At 63.1% G+C, this 19289-nt stretch carries 17 protein-coding genes; 7 read left to right on the forward strand and 10 right to left on the reverse strand.

The genetic code is table 11. The features are described 5' to 3' along the window. Positions 1-125 precede the first annotated feature (125 nt). From NKJ35_RS13585 to NKJ35_RS13615, 7 genes are read left to right on the forward strand one after another with little or no spacing between them, the layout of a single operon-like run. Positions 126-1085 (forward strand): carbohydrate ABC transporter permease, encoded by a 960-nt coding sequence (locus NKJ35_RS13585; RefSeq protein ID WP_352647639.1) that lies wholly within the window; start codon positions 126-128, stop codon positions 1083-1085. Next, on the forward strand, positions 1082-2026 hold the full coding sequence (locus NKJ35_RS13590) for a carbohydrate ABC transporter permease (RefSeq protein WP_254816905.1): 945 nt from the start codon (positions 1082-1084) through the stop codon (positions 2024-2026). Before NKJ35_RS13585 ends, NKJ35_RS13590 begins: the two co-directional genes overlap by 4 nt. Before the next feature lie 4 nt (positions 2027-2030). Continuing rightward, positions 2031-3146 carry an ABC transporter ATP-binding protein gene (locus tag NKJ35_RS13595; protein WP_352478183.1) on the forward strand — a complete coding sequence of 372 codons (1116 nt, stop codon included), beginning with the start codon at positions 2031-2033 and terminating at the stop codon, positions 3144-3146. A 5-nt stretch (positions 3147-3151) separates the two neighbouring features. Beyond that, positions 3152-4666 (forward strand): GMC oxidoreductase, encoded by a 1515-nt coding sequence (locus NKJ35_RS13600; protein WP_352647642.1) that lies wholly within the window; start codon positions 3152-3154, stop codon positions 4664-4666. Beyond that, positions 4663-5424 carry a 3-ketoacyl-ACP reductase gene (locus NKJ35_RS13605; protein ID WP_352647644.1) on the forward strand — a complete coding sequence of 254 codons (762 nt, stop codon included), beginning with the start codon at positions 4663-4665 and terminating at the stop codon, positions 5422-5424. Before NKJ35_RS13600 ends, NKJ35_RS13605 begins: the two co-directional genes overlap by 4 nt. 12 nt (positions 5425-5436) lie before the next feature. Further along, a complete protein-coding gene (locus NKJ35_RS13610; RefSeq protein WP_352647646.1) occupies positions 5437-7065 on the forward strand; it encodes a GMC family oxidoreductase in 1629 nt (542 codons plus the stop codon). Positions 7066-7075: 10 nt separating this feature from the next. Continuing rightward, positions 7076-7387: a Dabb family protein gene (locus NKJ35_RS13615; RefSeq protein WP_352647648.1), complete on the forward strand. Its 312-nt coding sequence runs from the start codon at positions 7076-7078 to the stop codon at positions 7385-7387. Here NKJ35_RS13615 and NKJ35_RS13620 read toward each other — a convergent pair whose 3' ends face one another. The 10 genes from NKJ35_RS13620 to NKJ35_RS13665 form a co-directional block, all read right to left on the reverse strand. Next, entirely contained in the window at positions 7388-8233 is an 846-nt protein-coding gene (locus tag NKJ35_RS13620; protein ID WP_023675361.1) for an EamA family transporter, read from the reverse strand. A gap of 7 nt (positions 8234-8240) precedes the next feature. Continuing rightward, positions 8241-9155, reverse strand: coding sequence for an endonuclease/exonuclease/phosphatase family protein (locus tag NKJ35_RS13625; RefSeq protein ID WP_352647650.1), 915 nt, complete (start codon positions 9153-9155; stop codon positions 8241-8243). Positions 9156-9244: 89 nt separating this feature from the next. Beyond that, positions 9245-10795, reverse strand: a complete 1551-nt coding sequence (locus NKJ35_RS13630; RefSeq protein ID WP_352647653.1) for a cation:proton antiporter — start codon at positions 10793-10795, stop codon at positions 9245-9247. A gap of 161 nt (positions 10796-10956) precedes the next feature. Then, entirely contained in the window at positions 10957-12021 is a 1065-nt protein-coding gene (locus NKJ35_RS13635; RefSeq protein ID WP_352647655.1) for an ABC transporter ATP-binding protein, read from the reverse strand. A 16-nt stretch (positions 12022-12037) separates the two neighbouring features. After that, positions 12038-12829 carry an ABC transporter permease gene (locus NKJ35_RS13640; RefSeq protein WP_352478173.1) on the reverse strand — a complete coding sequence of 264 codons (792 nt, stop codon included), beginning with the start codon at positions 12827-12829 and terminating at the stop codon, positions 12038-12040. Next, entirely contained in the window at positions 12826-13740 is a 915-nt protein-coding gene (locus NKJ35_RS13645; RefSeq protein WP_023675356.1) for an ABC transporter permease, read from the reverse strand. The genes NKJ35_RS13640 and NKJ35_RS13645 overlap by 4 nt, the downstream gene beginning before the upstream one ends. A gap of 64 nt (positions 13741-13804) precedes the next feature. After that, a complete protein-coding gene (locus tag NKJ35_RS13650; protein ID WP_352647657.1) occupies positions 13805-14911 on the reverse strand; it encodes an ABC transporter substrate-binding protein in 1107 nt (368 codons plus the stop codon). 242 nt (positions 14912-15153) lie between these two features. Continuing rightward, positions 15154-16326, reverse strand: coding sequence for an iron-containing alcohol dehydrogenase (locus NKJ35_RS13655; protein ID WP_352647659.1), 1173 nt, complete (start codon positions 16324-16326; stop codon positions 15154-15156). Between the two features lie 17 nt (positions 16327-16343). After that, positions 16344-17732 carry an aldehyde dehydrogenase family protein gene (locus NKJ35_RS13660; RefSeq protein ID WP_352647661.1) on the reverse strand — a complete coding sequence of 463 codons (1389 nt, stop codon included), beginning with the start codon at positions 17730-17732 and terminating at the stop codon, positions 16344-16346. A gap of 180 nt (positions 17733-17912) precedes the next feature. Further along, positions 17913-19283: a glutamine synthetase family protein gene (locus tag NKJ35_RS13665; RefSeq protein WP_254816892.1), complete on the reverse strand. Its 1371-nt coding sequence runs from the start codon at positions 19281-19283 to the stop codon at positions 17913-17915. Positions 19284-19289 lie beyond the last annotated feature (6 nt).

A 19289-nucleotide genomic window follows, 5' to 3' on the forward strand; every position in this document is an offset into this window, starting at 1 on the left:
AACGATCTCCCCGGCGTAGGCCGGGGAGATCCCTTGCGGAGGGGTTTGGCGGTTGCGCTGACCGGCACGCTTCGTGCCGGAGGACGCGACGACAGAATTCCGGACCCGCGATACGGAATGGATCGATGAGCATAGTTGCTGAAACCAGTATCACGCTGACGCCGGAGCACGGTGCCCGTCCGGGCGCCACGGTGCGCTCGCGCCTGCAGGACGCGCTGCCGAAGCTCGTGCTGGCGCCGAGCTTCGCCGCCACCATCGTCTTCGTCTACGGCTTCATCCTGTGGACGATCTATCTGTCCTTCACCAATTCCAAGACCTTTCCCTCCTATGCGATCACCGGGCCACGCGCCTATCAGCGGCTGTGGCGCTGGACTTTCGAAAGCGATCCGCCGTCCTCCTGGTACACCTCGATCACCAATATGGGGATTTTTGGCTTCCTCTATATTTCCATCTGCCTGGCGCTCGGGCTGTTCCTGGCGATCCTGCTTGACCAGAAGATCCGCGGCGAAGGCATGTTGCGGCCGATCTATCTCTACCCGATGGCACTGTCCTTCATCGTCACCGGCGTTGCCTGGAAATGGTTTCTCGACCCCGGCCTCGGCCTCGAGCAGACGCTGCACCAATGGGGCTGGACGAGCTTCCATTTCGACTGGATCAAGAACAAGGACTTCGTCATCTACACTGTGGTCATCGCCGGTGTCTGGCAGGCGTCAGGCTTCATCATGGCGATGTTCCTGGCCGGCCTGCGCGGTATCGACGGCGAGATCCTGAAGGCGGCGCAGATCGACGGTGCCACTACCTTCCAGCTCTACCGTCGCATCGTCATCCCGCTGCTGCGGCCGATCTTCCTGTCCGCCTTGATCGTCCTCGCGCATCTCGCCATCAAGTCCTACGATCTGGTCGTCGCGCTGACCAGCGGCGGGCCGGGCGGCTCGGCCTGGCTGCCGTCGAACTTCATGTATGAGTACACCTTTAAGCGCAACGAAATGGCCGTCGGCTCGGCTAGCGCCGTGATCATGCTGATGACCATCACCGCGATCATCGTTCCCTATCTCTATTCCGAGCTTCGGGAGAAGCCGCGATGAGCGCCATAGCCACTCCTGCTCGCCAGAGCACAGGCGGTATCAGCGCCAGGACGGTCAACCGTATCGTCATCTACGGGCTGCTGGCGCTGTTTGCGCTGTTCTATCTGATGCCGCTGTTCGTCATGCTGGTGACCTCGTTCAAGACCATGGACGAGATCCAGAACGGCAACATGCTGGCGCTGCCGCAGGCGCCGACCTTCGCACCCTGGATCAGGGCGTGGAGCGAAGTTTGCTCGGGTCTCACCTGCGTCGGCATGAAGGGCTATTTCTGGAACTCGATCAAGATGGTGGTTCCGGCGGTCATCATCTCGACGCTGCTCGGCGCGCTCAACGGCTATGTGCTGACGAAGTGGCGCTTTCGCGGGGCGACGCTGGTGTTCGGGCTGATGCTGTTTGCCTGCTTCATCCCGTTCCAGTCCGTGCTCTTGCCGATGGCAACGATCCTCGGCAGCCTCGGCCGGTTCGGCGTCAAGCTGCAGAACGCGACCGGCTTCACCTTCGGCTTCGGCAATCCAACCGTGAACCTGGTGTTCGTTCACGTCGTCTACGGCATCGGCTTCACCACCCTGTTCTTCCGCAATTATTACGAAGCGTTTCCGAACGAGCTGGTGAAGGCGGCGCAGATCGACGGCGCCAGCTTCTTCCAGATCTTCCGGCGCATCATGCTGCCCAACTCGCTGCCGATCATCGTGGTGACGGTGATCTACCAGTTCACCAACATCTGGAACGACTTCCTCTTCGCCTCCGCCTATGCCGGCTCAGGCGACGTGATGCCGATGACGGTGGCGCTGAACAACGTCGTCAACACCTCGACCGGCGTCGTCGAATACAACGTCAATATGGCGGCTGCGATGATCGCCGCGCTGCCGACGCTCCTCGTCTATGTGCTCGCCGGCCGCTATTTCGTGCGCGGCCTTATGGCCGGCGCCGTCAAAGGATAATCGCATGGCTTTTCTGGAAATTGACGGGCTGAAGAAGCGTTTCGGAGCGGTCGAGATCCTGAAAGGCATCGACCTCGACCTGGAAAAGGGCGGCTTCCTCGTGCTGGTCGGGCCTTCCGGTTGCGGCAAGTCCACGCTGCTCAACACCATTGCCGGCCTGGAAACCATCACCGAAGGGGAAATCCGCGTCGACGGACGCACGATCAACGATCTCCACCCCTCCAAGCGCGACATCGCCATGGTGTTCCAGAGCTACGCGCTCTATCCGAACATGACGGTGGCCGGGAATATTGCCTTCGGCATGGAGATGCGCGGCGTGCCGGCCGATGAGCGCCAGAAAGCGATCGACAAGGTGGCAAAGGTCCTGCAGATCGGCCATTTGCTGAAGCGCAAGCCAAGCCAGCTTTCCGGCGGCCAGCGCCAGCGCGTCGCCATGGGCCGGGCGCTGGTGCGCGATCCAAAGCTGTTCCTGTTCGATGAGCCTTTGTCCAATCTCGACGCCAAGCTGCGCGTCGACATGCGCATCGAGATCAAGCGCCTGCACGCCACCACCGGCACCACCATCGTCTACGTCACCCACGACCAGATCGAGGCCATGACGCTGGCCACCAAGATCGCGGTGATGCGCGACGGCGAGGTGCAGCAGTTCGGTACGCCGGCCGAGATCTATAACAATCCGGTCAACCTGTTTGTTGCCGACTTCATGGGCTCGCCGGCGATGAACCTGATCCCGGCGACGATCGGCAGCAACGGATCCGGCTTCTCCGTCGTCATGGAGCGCGAGGCGCGCCAGCCGATCTCGCTGCCGCTGGCCAATGCGCCGGCCGGCCTGTCGGCATTCCACGGAAAACCAATCATCTTCGGCGTCCGCCCGGAAGCACTGACCGATCCCGAAGGGGCCGAACGCAACGCCTCGAACATCGCCCGCGCCGACTGTCACATCGAGGTCATCGAGCCAGCCGGCTCGGATACGTTCGCGGTCACCAATCTCGGCGGCAAGGCGGTGGTGGCCCGGCTGCGCGCCGATGCCAACATCCAGCCCGGCACGGTCACGCCGCTCGCCTTCAACCTGACCAAGGCGGTGTTCTTCGATCCGGCGACCGAGAAACGCATCGTCTGACGGCCATGACAAATCCCGACATCGTCATCATCGGCTCCGGCATAGGCGGCGCCACGATCGCCTCCGGCCTTGCCGGCAGTGGCGCCTCGATTCTGATGCTGGAGCGCGGCGAAGCCCTGCCGGCAACCCCGCACACACGCGACACCCGCGCAATCTTCGTCGATGGCCACTATAGGCCGAAGGAGATGTGGCTCGAGGCCGGCGGAGCGCCTTTCAACCCCGGCAATTACTACTATGTCGGCGGCAATTCGAAATTCTACGGCGCGGTGCTGATCCGCTACCGCAGGGAAGACTTTTCGGAGATGGAGCACTATGGCGGCATCTCGCCGGCCTGGCCGTTTTCCTACGAGGAATTCGAACCCTGGTATTCCAGGGCCGAGCAGCTGTACCGCGTGCGCGGTGCGCTGGGGGAAGACCCGACCGAGCCGTTCCACTCGATGCCCTACCCTTTCGGGCCGGTGCCGGACGAGCCGCCGATCGCGCGTGCCCGCGCCGAGCTCAGGAGCCTGGGCCTGCACCCGGCATCGCTGCCGCTCGGCATCGACATCGAAGCCTGGCTGAAAGACGGCAGCACGCCGTGGGACGCTTTTCCCAACACCGGCGCCGGCAAGGTCGACGCCCAAACGGGCCCGTTGACCGCCGCCCTTGCCGACCAGAACATCAAGCTCGAGACCGGCACCCACGTCGAACATCTCGAGGCATCGCCGGATGCGAGGACAATCGCTGCCGTCCATTATTGCCAGAACGGTACGCTGAAGAAAGTTGCGCCGAAGTTGGTCATCCTATCGGCCGGCGCAGTCAATTCCGCCGCCATCTTGCTGCGCTCGCCCACCCCTCAGGGCAGAGGCGGTGGCAAAGGCCTGGCCAACCGCTCCGACCAGGTCGGCCGCAACTTCATGAACCACAATTCGAGCGCCATGCTGGCGATCGATCCACGCCGCCGGAACAAATCCGTCTACCAGAAGACGCTGATGCTGAACGATTATTATCTGTCCGACGGCAAGGGCGGCAAGCCGCTCGGCAATGTCCAGCTCCTCGGCAAGATCGACGGCAATATCCTCAAGGCCAATGTCAGGCGCGCGCCCAAATTCGCGCTCGATTTCATGGCCGGCCACGCCGTCGACTGGTATCTGATGTGCGAGGACCTGCCCGATCCCGAGAGCCGCATCATGGTCGACGGCAAGGACATCGTCATGCAGTGGCGGCGCTCCAACATGCAGTCGCTCGACGGACTGACCAAGGTGATGCGCGAGAATTTCCGCGCCTGCGGCTATCCGATCGTCCTGTCGCGGCCGTTTGACAAGCGCACGCCCTCGCATCAGTGCGGCACGGTGAAGATGGGCAACGATCCAGCGACCTCACCGCTCGACCCGTTCTGCCGCTCCTTCGACCACAGCAATTTGTTCGTCGTCGATGCCGGCTTCCTGCCGAATTCGGCCGCCGTCAATCCGGCGCTGTCGATCGCCGCACAGGCGCTGCGCGTCGCCGATCATATCCGCAAGACGGAGCTTGCAACATGAGCCGCCCCGCAGCGATCGTCACCGGCGGCGCGCGCGGCATCGGCCTTGCTTGCGCCGAGGCGCTGGCCGATGCAGGCTTCGACATCCTCGTCGCCGACCTTGCCGGCGAAGCCGCCGACGGGCTCGCCGCCGACATCACCGGGCGCGGCGCGAAATTTGCCTATGCCAGCAGCGACATCGCCGACCTCGACGGCCATGCAGCGCTGATCGATGCCGCGACAAGCGCCTTCGGCCGCATCGACTGCCTGGTCAACAATGCCGGCATCGGCACTGTCCTGCGCGGCGATCTGCTCGAGCTCAAGCCGGAAAATTTCGACCGGGTGCTCGGCATCAATCTGCGCGGCACGGTGTTCCTCAGCCAGGCCGTCGCCAAAGCGATGCTAGGCCTGCCGAGCGATGGTGCGAGATCGATCATCACCGTCACCTCGGTCAGTGCCGCCATGGCCTCGCCGGAACGTTCCGACTACTGCATTTCCAAGGCCGGGCTTTCGATGTGGGTGAAGAACCTGGCGCTGCGGCTTGCCACCGAAAACATCGCCGTGTTCGAGGTGCGGCCGGGCATCATCCGCACCGAGATGACCGCGGGTGTCACCGCCAAATATGACGCGCTGATCGAGAGCGGGCTGGTGCCGGCGATGCGCTGGGGCGAGGGCCAGGATATCGGTGCCGCCGTGGCAGCACTCGCCGGCGGCAAGCTCGGCTTTTCGACCGGCTCGGTCATCAATGTCGACGGCGCGCTGTCGGTGCCGAGGCTATGAAAAGGTGACGCCATGACCGACTACATAATCGTCGGCGCCGGCCCGGCCGGCTGCGTACTCGCCAACCGGCTGAGCGAAGATCCGTCGCATCAGGTGCTGCTGCTCGAAGCCGGCGGCAAGGACTGGCATCCGCTGATCCACATGCCGGCCGGTTTTGCCAAGATGACCAAGGGCATCGCCGCGTGGGGCTGGTCGACTGTGCCGCAAAAGCACATGAACGACCGCGTCTTCCGATACACGCAGGCCAAGGTGATCGGTGGCGGCTCGTCGATCAACGCCCAGATCTACACGCGCGGCAACGCCCGCGACTACGACGCCTGGGAGAAGGAAGAAGGTCTTGTCGGCTGGGGCTATCGCGACGTGCTGCCCTATTTCAAACGCGCCGAGAACAATCAACGTTATGCCAACGATTTTCACGGCGACCAGGGCCCGCTCGGCGTGTCGAGCCCGATCGCGCCGCTGCCGATCTGCGAGGCCTATTTCCGCGCCGGGCAGGAGATGGGCATCCCCTTCAATCCCGACTTCAACGGCGCCAGCCAGGAGGGCGTCGGCTATTACCAATTGACGCAGAAGGACGCAAAACGCTCTTCGGCCTCGGTCGCCTATCTCCGGCCGATCCGCGAACGCAAGAACCTGACGGTCAGGACCGGCGTTCTGGTGACGCGCATCGTCGTCGACAAGGGCCGCGCCATCGGCGTCGAAATCGTCGACAGGCCGGGCGGCCAGCCAGCGATCCTGCGCGCCGAACGCGAGGTGATCGTCTCGTCCGGCGCCATCGGCTCGCCGAAACTTTTGATGCAGTCGGGCATCGGCCCGGCCGACCATTTGAAGGCGGTCGGCGTGACGCCTGTGCACGACCTGCCCGGCGTCGGCTCCAATCTGCAGGATCATCTCGACCTGTTCGTCATCGCCGAATGCACCGGCGATCACACTTACGACAACTACGCCAAGCTGCATTGGATGGCGTGGGCCGGCCTTCAGTACCTGCTCCTGAAGAAAGGCCCGGTGGCCTCCAGCCTGTTCGAGACCGGCGGCTTCTGGTACGCCGATCCGACCGCCGCCTCTCCCGATATCCAGCTCCATCTCGGCCTCGGCTCCGGCATCGAGGCCGGCGTCGAGAAGCTGAACAATCCGGGCGTGACACTGAACTCGGCCTTCCTGCGCCCGCGCTCACGCGGCACGGTGCGGCTGAACAGTGCCGACCCGGCCGACCGCCCGCTGATCGATCCGAACTATTGGTCCGATCCCTATGACCGCGACATGTCGATCAAAGGGCTGAGGCTGGCGCGCGAGATCATGCGGCAGAAAGCGCTGCAGCCCTATGTGCTGCGCGAGGTACTGCCGGGACCCGACCTGCAGAGCGGCGACGAGCTGTTCGACTACGCCTGCCGCAGTTCCAAGACCGACCACCACCCGGTCGGCACCTGCCGCATGGGCTACGATGCGATGAGCGTGGTGACGCCGGAGCTCAGGTTACGTGGCATCGAGGGCCTGCGTGTCTGCGACGCCTCGGTGATGCCACGCATCCCCTCCTCCAACACCAATGCCCCGACGATCATGGTTGGTGAAAAGGGCGCCGATCTGATCCTTGGCCGCGAGCCGCTGCCGCCGGCGGTGTTTTCCACCAACCGAGCGGCATGAGGGAAAAGGAATGATCCGGCACTGTGTTTTCGTCCGATTCCGCAACGATGTCGCTAACGCCGAGCGGGCGGCGATCCATGCCGATCTCGAAGCGTTGCGGTCGGTGATCGACGGTATGGGCAAGGTCGAATTCAGCGCCAACACCAGCCCCGAACCCTTCGCCCGCGGCTTCACGCACGGCTTCACCATCGACTTTCGCGATGCCGCCGCACGCGATGCCTATCTGGAGCATGAAGCGCATCGGCGAGCCGGCGCCCGGCTGGTGGCGGCGCTCGAAGGCGGCACGGACGGGCTGATGGTGTTTGACCTGGAGATCGCGTGATTATCCCATTCTCAGCGCAACCACGCCGGCAACGATGCTGAGCACCGCGGCACCCCGCCATGCCGTCATCTTCTCGCCGAGCGCGAACACCGAGATCATCATGGCGAACAGGATCGATGTTTCGCGCAGCGACGCCACCGAGGCGATCGGCGCCTTGGTCATCGCCCACATCACGATCCAGTAGGCGCCGCCACTGAGCACGCCGGTATAGATTCCTGCCTTCCAGTCGCGCGCCAGCACCGGCAGTGCCTGTGGGCCGCGAAAGACGACGCAAAGCACCAGCGCCCACAGCGCATCGCAGACGAACAGCCAGGCCGCATAGCTCGATGCGGTGGCGGCCAGCCGCGCGCCGCTGCCGTCCGACAGCGTATAGCTGGCGATGAAGATCGATGTGCCCAACGCGAAACCGACAGCGCGCAGGTTCAATTTCTCCAGATGCGCGCCGCCGCGAAACGACAGCACCAGCGTGCCCGCCGACAACAAGAGAATGCCGAGAATGGCGAGCGGCGCCGGCATCTCGGCAACCACCACAACGCCCCCCAAAGCGGCCAGCAAGGGCGCGGTGCCGCGCGCCAGCGGATAGGTCTGGGCGAAATCGCCGGCCTTGTAGGCGCCGATCAGGAACGTCCTGTAGCCCATGTGGAAGACAACCGAGGCGAGGATGTATGGCCACACTTCCGGCTTCGGCACCTCGACGAAGGGCAACGTCACCAGCGCGGCGGCACCCATGCCGAGCGTCATCAGCGTTATCGACAGGAAACGGTCGAGATGGACCTTGACCAGCGCATTCCAGATCGCATGCATGGAAGCGGCGGCGAGCACCGCGAAAAAGACAAACAGGCTCATCGGCGGTTCATCCGCCGCCCGTCCCTATGGCGATAGGCGTCTCCAGGTCGATATCGACCCAGAGCGGAAAATGATCGGAGGCGATTTGGCCGATTTCGGCGCTGACCGAGCGCACGCGCCCCGCAAACATGCCGCCGACGAAGCAATGGTCGAGCCGGCGCTTTGCGATCCTGCCGTCGATGGTCTTCACATGGGTATGAAAGTCCGACGTCGGTTCGCTGGCGACGGCGGCGGCATCGACAAAACCGTCGAGATAGGCGGCACCGCGATGATAGGGCGCGCTGCCGACGATGCGGCGGTACTCGGCGCTACCGGGCTCCATGTTGAAGTCGCCCAACCAGATCGCCGCTACGGGGTTTTCTGGCTCCTGTTCGCCATTGCTCCAGTTGCGCGCCGGCTCGTCGTCGGCGCCGCTCCATGGGCCGCCCTCGGACGGCGTGCGGCGATGCTCGGCCAGCAAATAGTCGATCTGCTCCAGCCGCTCCTCGGCCGCGATATGCGCCAGATGCAGCGAAAAGAACCGCACCGGGCCGGCCGGGGTGCGGATCATGCATTCAAGTGCGGTGTTGCGGGTGTTGAGCGGCCGCAGCGTGCGCCTGAGCGGCAGCGTGTGCAGCCGCGACCAGACGATCGGCAGCTTCGACAGAACCATGGTGCCGAATTGCCGCCGCCGGTTGACGATGCGGCCGTCACGCCGCTGGCTGGCATCCATGTCGAAGGCCGGGCCGTAGACCCAATGGTAGTCGGGCAGCAATCGCGAAAGAAGTTCCGGCTGGTCGTCCTCGTTGCTGCGTAACCAGTGCCGCTCGACTTCCTGCAAGGCGATGATGTCGGCGCCGGCGACGACCTTGGCGCAACGCGCCAGATCGTAGCGGCCATCGCCGCCGAAGCCGTACTGGATGTTATAGCTGACCAGCTTCATTGCTTATCCGGCTCAGTTTCCTGCTGGCAGTAGCCGTTCGGTGGATTGGTTGCAATGTGCAGCCGGACGGAGGGAGCTTGGGCCAGATGCTAAGTCGTCAGTGGCTGGAACCGCCCGGGCGGGGATGCCGCCAGTTCCGACCAGTCGATCTCTTCCTCGAGGCGGTGGTAGGCCTCGTCGCCGATCGTTCCGTCGATGCGCAGGCGCTCCAGCGCATCGCGCTGGCTCTTGATGGCATAAAGACGCAACCTGTCATACTCGGTCGCCGCCTGGGCATCCTCCGGGTTCTCGGCAATGGCGCGCTGGGCGGCATATTGCTCGCGCACCGCCCCCGCGGCGCTCGACGTCTTGCCGCTGAGCACGTCGAGCGCAGCCTGCATGATGGCGACGCGCGCCTGCGCCACCTCCCGGTCGACCGTCTGGTCGGGCTTGAGATTGAGCACACTGAGCAACGGCTTCAGGCTGACGCCTTGCAGCACCAGCGTGCCGAGCACGACCGTGAAAGCGGCGAGCACGATCGGATCACGGCCCGGAAAGTCGGCCGGCAAGGCGAAGGCTGCCGCAAGCGTCACCAGACCGCGCATGCCGCACCAGCCGATAAGCACGCCGCCGCGAAATGTCGGTGCGTCCTTCCGCCTGTCCTCGTCGCCCAGACGTGCCAGCGCTCTGAGGATCGCGCCGCAGCCCAGCACCCAGACGAGCCGCGATACGATGACAATGGCCAGCACCGCCAGGGCAAAGACGAACGCCTCGCTTTGTCCTTGCTCGGCAAGTCGACCGACAATCGATCGCGCTTGCAGGCCCATCAGGACGAAGGCCAGGACGTTGAGCACGAACACCGCCGTCTCCCAGACCGAGTAGGAACTGACACGATTCCTTGCCGGCATGCGGCGCGGCGATGTACGGGCGATCGTCATGGCATAGACGACGATCGTGATGATGGCGGACAGCCCTATCCTGTCGGCCAGGATCCAGACGCCAAAGGTTGAGGCGAATTGCACCACGGTGCCGCTCGCCGGGTCGTCGATACGACCGAGTATGGCGAGAGACAACCGGCCTAGCACATAGCCTGCGGCAAGGCTGCCGACCGTCGACAGCAGGATCATTGGTATGGCACTGCTCAACAGGATAGAGCCGGCGGCTGCGGAAACCGACATTCGGTAGATCAGCAGTGCCGTCGCGTCATTGAGAAGGCTCTCGCCTTCCAGGATGGCGGTGATGCGGTGCGGTACCTTGAACTGCCCGAGCACGGCCGCCGCTGCCACCGCATCGGGCGGCGCCACAATCGCGCCAAGCGCTATGGCGGCGGCGACGGGCAGGCGTGCCATCGTCCAGCCGACCAGAGCGACCGCCACCGTGGTGAAGATGACGGCGCCAAGCGCCAGCAGGATGAGCGAAACCTTGTAGCGGTTGAGATCGCGCAGCGACGTGTCGTAGGCCGCGTCGAGCAGAACCGGCGCGATGAACAAAGCAAGCGCCAACTCCGGGTCGATCTCGATAGTCGGTGCAAATGGCAAGAAGGCGATGCCAGCGCCGGCCAGCGCCAACAATGAAGGATAGGGAATCTGCAGGTGCCGCGACAGCGCGGTCAGGGCGACCGCGATGAGAAGCAGGACAAGGGTGAGTTCAAAAAGCGCCATGCCTTATCGTAGCGGTGAAGCCGGGCGATTGGCACTGCAAAAACGGCCGCGCCTTTGGCTGCTGGTGAATGGTGAGTGGTGAATGGTGAATGGTGAATGGCTGCGTGTAGAGGAATTTGGCGCGTAAAGCGCATTCTCACTATTCACTATTCCCTCTTCCCCTAATGCAGCACCAGCATGTCGCCCGACGAGAACGAAATTTCGGCCTTTTCGCCGGCGGCCGGCGGCGGCGTGGCCGGGCTGTTGAACGTGTCGAGCGAGACCGTGGCGCCGCCGATGCCGACGCGCACCCGGATGACCGAGCCGAGGAAATGCACTTCGGCGATTTCGCCCGAAAGGCTGGAGTCGCGGCCGGGGTGGCGCCCCAGCGAAATCGCTTCCGGACGCAGTGCCAACGACAGCGTGTCGCCGGATTTCGAGCCGTTGAGCTTGCCCTTGAGCGAAACCTCTTGCGAATTGACGCGCACCTTGCCCGAAGCCGCGTCTGTGACCGTGCCTTCAAGCACGTTCAGCGTGCCGACGAAATTGGCAACGAATTTGGTTGCCGGCCGGTTGTAGATCTCGAACGGCGTGCCTACTTGCTCGGCCTTGCCGCCATACATGACGGCAATGCGGTCGGAGATCGACAGCGCCTCTTCCTGGTCGTGGGTGACGAAGATGGTGGTGATGCCGAGCTTCTTCTGGATCGAGCGGATTTCCTCGCGCAGCGACACGCGCACCTTCGCGTCAAGCGCCGATAGCGGCTCATCGAGCAGCAACAGCTTCGGCTTCGGCGCAATTGCCCGCGCCAGCGCGATGCGCTGCTGCTGGCCGCCGGAAAGCTGATAGGGATAGCGGTCGCCCATCTGCGGCAGCTTGATGATATCGAGCATTTCGGCAATGCGCCTGTCGGCATCGGCCTTTGGCATGCCGGCGACCTTCAGCCCGAAGCCGATATTCTGCGCCACGGTGAGGTTCGGAAACAGCGCATAGGCCTGGAACACCATGCCGACATTGCGCTGGTTGGGCTTCAGCCGGGTGATGTCCTTGCCGGCCACGACGATCTTGCCGGCGGACGGCTCTTCGAAACCAGCGACCATGCGGAGCACCGTCGTCTTGCCGCAGCCCGATGGCCCAAGGAAAGAGACGAATTCGCCCGGCTCGACGTCGAGGTTGAAATCCTGCACCACGGTGATGGGGCCGAAGGATTTTCGCACATGCTGGATTGAGAGGAAGGGCTCGGTCATGGCTTTTTCCTTCGGGTCAGTTCGGACGGTTCGCCGATCGCGGCGCGAAACGCGACAGGATCTGGATCAGCGACATGCAGCCCCAGGTGATGGCGAAGGCGATGATGGCAAGCGCCGCCGGCTCGTAGGCCCGGTTGGCGCCGACGTTCTGCAGATAGGGTCCGAAGGCAGGCCGGTTGAGCAGGCTGGCCATGGTGAATTCGCCTATCACGATGGCGAAGGTCAGGAAGGCGCCCGACAGCACCGCGATCAGCACATTGGGCAGGATGACCCGGGTGATGATCGTGCCCCAGCCGGCGCCGAGAATCTGCGCCGCCTCGGTCAGTGTCCGCACGTCGATCGTGCGAAGTCCGGTGTCGACGGCGCGATACATATAGGGCAGCGCCAGTGTCGCATACCCGATGACCAGCAAGGCATTGGCTCCTGTCTCGCTGCCCAGGAACGGCAGCGGTGAGTTCGACCCGTACATTCTAATGTAGCCGAAGACGATGACGATGGCGGGAATGACCAGCGGCAGCAGCGTGATGAACTCGACGACGGGCCTGAGCTGCGGCATCCGCAGACGGATCCAATAAGCGGTAGGCACCACGATCAGCACGCCGAGAATGATGGTGAAAACAGCAGCGAGTACGGAATAGCCGAAGGTCGCCTGGAAACGGGGGTCGCCAAACACGACTTTGTACGCATCGAAGGAATAGGCGCCGCGCCGCATGCGCATGGAAAATTCCACGGTCGCGATAAGCGGAATGAAGAAGTAGGCAGCGCCCAGCGCGAAGACGACCCAGGCCCAGAAACGTCCGCTCTTCATTTAAGCCACCTTTCCGAGCGCGTCCGGAACCAGATGTAGAAGACGTTGGCAAGCCCGGTGATGACGATCATGCCGAAGGCGATGGCATAGCCGAGATGGGCATTGTGCAGCACGTCACCGCGGATCTGCGCGTAGAGCAGGATAGGGACGATGTTAAGCGAGGAGCCGGTCAGAGCGTAAGCGGTGGCGATGGCACCGAAGGCGTTGGCGAACAAGAGGATGACGGTGCCGAGGAAGCTTGGCCAGATCACCGGAATGACGACCATACGCCAGAACTGCGCCTGGGTCGCGCCAAGCGTTGCCGCCGCTTCGCCCCATTCCTTCTTCAGCCCGTCGATCGCCGGCACGATGATCACCACCATCAGCGGGATCTGGAAATAGACATAGGTCAGTGTCAGGCCCCAGAACGACAGAATGTTGAAACCATGGGCATAAATGTTGAAGCCGACCAAGACGTTGAGCAGCACCGTGGCGAGCCCGAGCCGGCCGAGCGTCGCGAGAAAGGCGAAGGCCAGCGGCACGCCGGCAAAATTGGAGGCCACGCCGGAGAAGGTCAGTGTCGCCGAGCGTATCCATTCCGGCAGCCCGCCGCGCACGATGGCGATGGCAATGGCAAGCCCCGCGAAAGCACCGATCAGCGACGAGGCGAGGCTGACCTTGATTGAGATCCAGTAGGCGGCAACGATCGACGGCTGCGCCAAGGCCGCTATGTTTTCGAAAGTGAATTCGCCGGCATCGTTCCGGAATGCGCCCAGCATCAGATAGAGCGTGGGCAGGATCAGGAACATGATGGCGAAGATGAAGAAAGGCGCAACGCCAAGCCATTGTGTCGGCAGCCTCATGCTGCGGGCGTCGGCAGGAGGCGCGGTCTTCCCGGCAACAGCGTGATCGGACAACGAGATATCGGTCATGCGCCGGCTACCGTCCTGGAGGTATGCCGGGCGGCGATCTAAGCCGCCCGACTGATCTCAAGTCTTACTTGACGTTGGCGCCGACGACGGCATCCCAGTTCTTGGTGATGGCTTCCTTGGCCTTGCCCTGCTCGTCGAGCGTCGGGAACACCGCGGCCGCATAGGACTCGGCCGGCGGCAGCTTGGCCATCACGTCAGCCGGGAGCTTGCCATTCTTGGCGAGATCGTTGAAGCGGATCGGGTGACAATAGCCCTTCAGCCAGCCGATCTGGCCTTCGTCGGAATAGAGATATTCCAGCCATAGCTTGGCAGCATTCGGGTGTGGCGCGTAGGCGCTGATCGCCTGAACATAGACGCCGGCGACGACACCGGTCTTCGGCACGACGACGTCGACCGGCGGATTGCCCTTCAGCGTATCGCGGCCGGCAAGCGCGTTATAATCCCAGGTCACCAGGATTGGCGTCTGGCCTTGGGCAAGCGTCGCGGGCTTGCCGATGACCGGCACGAAATTGCCGGCGGCGTTGAGCTTCTTGAAGAAGTCGAGACCAGCCGTGCCGGCGGCTTCGCCGGCGGCCGCACCGCTGGAAAGGCCGGCGGCATAGACGGCCTGGATGGCCTGGTTCGAAGCACGCGGGTCACCGGCGAGCGCCACGGTATTGGCAAATTCCGGCTTCAGCAGGTCGGCCCAGTCGGCCGGCGCTTCCTTGACCAGGTCCTTGTTCACCAGAAACGAAAGCACGCCGTAATAGTCGCCGGTCCAAAAGCCTTCGGCATCCTTGGCGCTGTCCGGGATCGAGTCCCAGGTCGATACTTTATAAGCCTGGATCAGGCCATCCTTCTTTGCGGTCGGGCCGAAGCTCAGGCCGACGTCGATGACGTCAGGCGCCTGCGGGCCCTTGTTGTCCTTGTTGGCCTTGATCGCTTCGACCTCGTCGCCGGAGCCGGCATCGGGATTGAGCTCGTTGACGGTGATGCCCGGATATTTTGCTTTGAAGCCGTCGATGACCGCGCCGTAGCCGCACCAGTCATGCGGCAGCGCGATGGTCGTGAGCTGGCCTTCAGCCTTGGCTGCGGCGACCAGTTCATCCATGGACTGGGCCGACGAGATGGCAGAGGTCGCCATCAGGGCGACGGCCGTAAGGGAAAGCAGTTTTCCCGTGAATTTGAACATGTGTTCTCTCCGTTGAACTGACGCCGTTGGACGCCTGCGATGCGGTATCGTTTTCGTGTGACAGCCAGATGAAAGCTCTGTGAAAGCGATGCCCTGCAGTATGAAAAAGTAAACTCTTTTTAACCGGCTGTAGCAATCGCTACGCGGCTATTTTTCCGGCTAACTAGTTTCGGCCTTGCCGTTCATCCTTTCCCCCTTTCTTCGCCTCTTTTCCAAAGTGGATTTCCAATGCGGAAGTTGTCTCAGACGGCGCCGGCGATGGCATTTTCCAGCAGCGTCAGCGCCGCCTTCTTGGTCAGCTTGACCGGGTTGCCGCCGGCGGTCGGGTCGACTACCGCCATGTCGGCGATCAGGCCCTTGCGCTTCTTGTCCATGTCGAGCCCCTTGATCAGGCCGGGCAGCGCATGCGGCACCTTGAGCTCTTTGCGCAGCTTGATGATCGCCTTCGCAAAACCGTCGAACCCGCCCTTGATGCCGCAATAGGCGGCGAGCCGGGCTATACGCGGCTCGATCGCCTCGCGGTTGAAGGCCAGCACATAAGGCATGAACACGGCGTTGGTCATGCCGTGGTGGGTGTCGTAGAGCGCGCCGATCGGATGCGACAGCGAATGAATGGCGCCAAGCCCTTTCTGGAAGGCGGCGGCCCCCATGGCGGCCGCGCTCATCATGTTGGCGCGGGCGACCAGATCCGTGCCGTTGGCATAGGCTTTCGGCAGGTTTTCGAAGACCAGCCTGATGCCTTCCACCGCGATGCCGTCGGCCATCGGGTGATAGCCCGGCGCACAATAAGCTTCGAGGCAATGGGCAAGCGCATCCATGCCGGTGCCAGTGGTGATGAAGCCGGGCATGCCCACCGACAGCTCCGGATCGGCAATGACGATCGCCGGCAAAAGCTTTGGATGGAAGATGACCTTCTTGGTGTGGGTCGCCTCATTGGTGATGACGCCGGCGCGCCCGACCTCCGAGCCGGTGCCGGCGGTGGTCGGCACCGCGATGATCGGCGCGATCGCATCGGCATCGGCGCGCGTCCACCAGTCGCCGACATCCTCGAAATCCCAGACCGGCCGGGTCTGCCCGGCCTGAAAGGCAATCAGCTTGCCGAGATCGAGCGCCGAGCCGCCGCCAAAGGCAATGACGCCGTCATGCTTGCCCTGCTTGAAAACGGCAATGCCGGCGGTCAGGTTGGAATCGACCGGGTTCGGCTTGACCTCGGAAAACACGCCATACGGCACCTTGGCATCGTCCAGTATTTTCAGCGTCGAAGCCACCACCGGCAGTTTGGCCAGTCCCGGGTCGGTAACGAACAGCGGCCGCTTGATGCCGGTCGCCGCCAGCACCTCCGGCAGCTCCTTGATGCGTCCGGCGCCGAAGCGGACGGTCGTCGGGTAATTCCATTTGGAAACGAGTTTTGTCATTTTTGTCTTTCGAAAAGTCAGATGGCTTCGCGCAGATGGTATGATTTCGGCCTGGTCAGATTGTCGTAGCCGATGGCCGACAGTGCCGCGCCCTTGCCGGTGTCCTTGACGCCGGTCCAGACCAGCGCCGGGTCGAGATAGTCGCAGCGGTTCATGAACACGGTGCCGGTCTCGACGCGGTCGCCGATCGCCGCCGCATGCTCAATGTCGCGCGTCCAGATCGAAGCCGTCAGCCCATAGGGGCTGTCGTTCATCAGCGCGATCGCCTCCTCGTCGTTGCGCACCTTCATGATGCCGACGATCGGCCCAAAGCTTTCCTCGCGCATGACGCTCATCTGATGGTCAACCTGGGTCAGCACTTCCGGCGCCAGATAGGGCGAACCCTGCCTGTCGCTGGTCACCTTCATATTGATGTGCGCCCTGGCGCCCTTGCGCAACGCCTCGGCCTTCTGCTCGCGGATCAGGTCGGCGAAGCGCGCCTGCGCCATCGGCCCCATGGTGGTCGCCTGGTCGAGCGGATTGCCCACGACGTAGTTCCTGGTCTCGGCAATGAAGCCCTCGACGAATTCATCGTAGACCTTCTCGTGGACATAGACGCGCTCGATGCCGCAGCAGCACTGGCCGGAATTGTAGAAGGCGCCGTCGACCAGGTTGGCAACGGCATGGTCCATCTTGGCGTCCGGCAGCACATAGGCCGGATCCTTGCCGCCGAGTTCGAGGCCGAGCGTCATGAAGGTGCCCGCGGCCGCCGTTTCGATGGCACGGCCGCCGCCGACCGAGCCGGTGAAGTTGACATGGTCGATCTTGCCGGAGCCGAGCAGCCTTTCGGTCTGCGCGTGGTTCATGACAAGGTTCTGGAACAGGCCCTTGGGCAGGCCTGCTGTGTCGAACGCCTGCTGAAAACGTTCGCCGACCAACAATGTCTGCGCCGCGTGCTTGAGGATGACGGCGCTGCCCGCCATCAGCGCCGGGACGATGGTGTTGACGGCGGTGAGATAGGGATAGTTCCATGGCGCGATCACCATGACCACGCCGAGTGGCACCTTCTTCACATAACGGCGAAAGCCGTCCTTCGGGTTGGAGGCCATGACCGGCTTCAAGGCCGCCTCGGCGATCTCGACCATGTAGCTGACACGTTCCCTGACGCCGCCGAACTCGCCGCCATAGCGCACCGGCCTGCCCATCTGCCAGGCGATCTCCGGCACGATCTCGCTGGTCATGGCGACCAGCGCTTCAAGCATGGCAAGCATGTATTTGCCGCGCTCGACGACCGGCGTTTCAGCCCACTTCTCCTGCGCCGCCTTGGCACGCTCAACTGCGGCACCGATCGCCTGGTCCGTCGCCAGAGGCCGTTCGGCATAGATCGAACCGTCGACAGGGGATTTTATCTTGACCGTTTCGGTCATGCCTTGGGTCCTCGCATTCTACAATAATTATCGTTGGTCACGCCGCCCTCATCCGCCTGCCGGCACCTTTCCGCCTATAGTGACGGAGAAGGGACAAGCTCCAGCGCTGGCGACCCCCTCTCCCCGTTCTTCACGAGAGGGTAAAGGTGAGGGGCGGGCGGCGCCGACATTGCCATCCATTCAATACCGCTCGAAACCCCTGTGCAGTTCCCAGTCCGTAATCCGGCGGTCGTACTCGAACTGTTCCCAGTGTGCCGTGTGGATGTAATGCTCCAGCACATCGTCGCCGAGCGCGTGCCTCAGCATCTTCGATTCCGCCAGCGTTGCGGTGGCGTCGCGCAGTGTCTTTGGAATTTCAGGCAGCTGCGAGGCCTGGTAGGCGTCGCCGACGAAGGGCTTCTGCAGTTCAAGCTTTTCATCGATGCCGGCAAGGCCGGCTGCGATCAGTGCCGCGAAGGCGAGATAAGGATTAAGGTCGGCGCCGCCGATGCGGCATTCCATGCGGATGCCCTTGGTGCCCTCGCCGCAAAGACGGAAACCGGCGGTGCGGTTGTCCTCGCTCCACATGATCTTGGTCGGCGCAAACGTGCCGGCCTGGAAGCGCTTGTAGGAATTGATGTAGGGCGCCAGGAACCAGGTGAATTCCTTGGCATATTTGAGCTGGCCGGCCGCCCATTGCTGGCCGAGTGTCGACAGCGTCCACTCGGCATTTTTGTCGTAGAACAATGGCGTCTTGCCGTCGGCGCTCCACAGCGAATTATGGATGTGGCTGGAATTGCCGGCGAGCCCGTAATTGTACTTGGCCATGAACGAGATCGCCTTGCCTTCGGACTCGGCGATTTCCTTGGCGCCGTTCTTCAGGATCACGTGGCGGTCGGCCATGTCGAGCGCCTCGGCGTAGCGGACATTGATCTCTTCCTGGCCTGGCCCCCACTCGCCCTTCGAATTCTCGATCGGGATGCCGGCCGCTTCCATCTCGTTGCGCAGCCGGCGCATGACGCCTTCTTCCTTGGTGGTGATGCCGATCTGGTAATCGCCGATGTAGGGCGATGCCGTCTCGAGGCCCTGCCAGTGCTTCTTGCGGGCGGAATCGTAGGTTTCGCTGAACAGATAGAATTCGAGCTCGGAAGCGAAATAGCCGATATAGCCGCGTTCCTGCAGCCGCTTGACCTGCTTCTTCAGCATGGCGCGCGGCGAATGCGCCAGGTCGTCATGGGTATGGTGGTCGAGCACGTCGCAGATCACCAGCGCTGTCTTCTCCAGCCAGGGGATCCGCCGCAGCGTCGCAAGGTCCGGCTTCATGACGAAATCGCCATAGCCCTTCGACCAGCTCGCCGCCTTGTAGCCGGGCACCGGTTCCATATCGATGTCGGCGGCCAGCAGGTAGTTGCAGCCATGCGTCTCGTCATGCGCGGAATCGACGAAATACCGGGCCAGGAACCGCTTTCCCGCAAGCCGTCCCTGCATGTCGACGATGCAGGCCAGCACGGTGTCGACCTCTCCGCTGGAGACCGCTTGCTTCAACTGATCGAAGGAGAAATTTCCGGCCATTCCTTT

The sequence above is a fragment of the Mesorhizobium sp. M0136 genome (genome assembly GCF_040322515.1).
GTDB lineage: Bacteria > Pseudomonadota > Alphaproteobacteria > Rhizobiales > Rhizobiaceae > Mesorhizobium.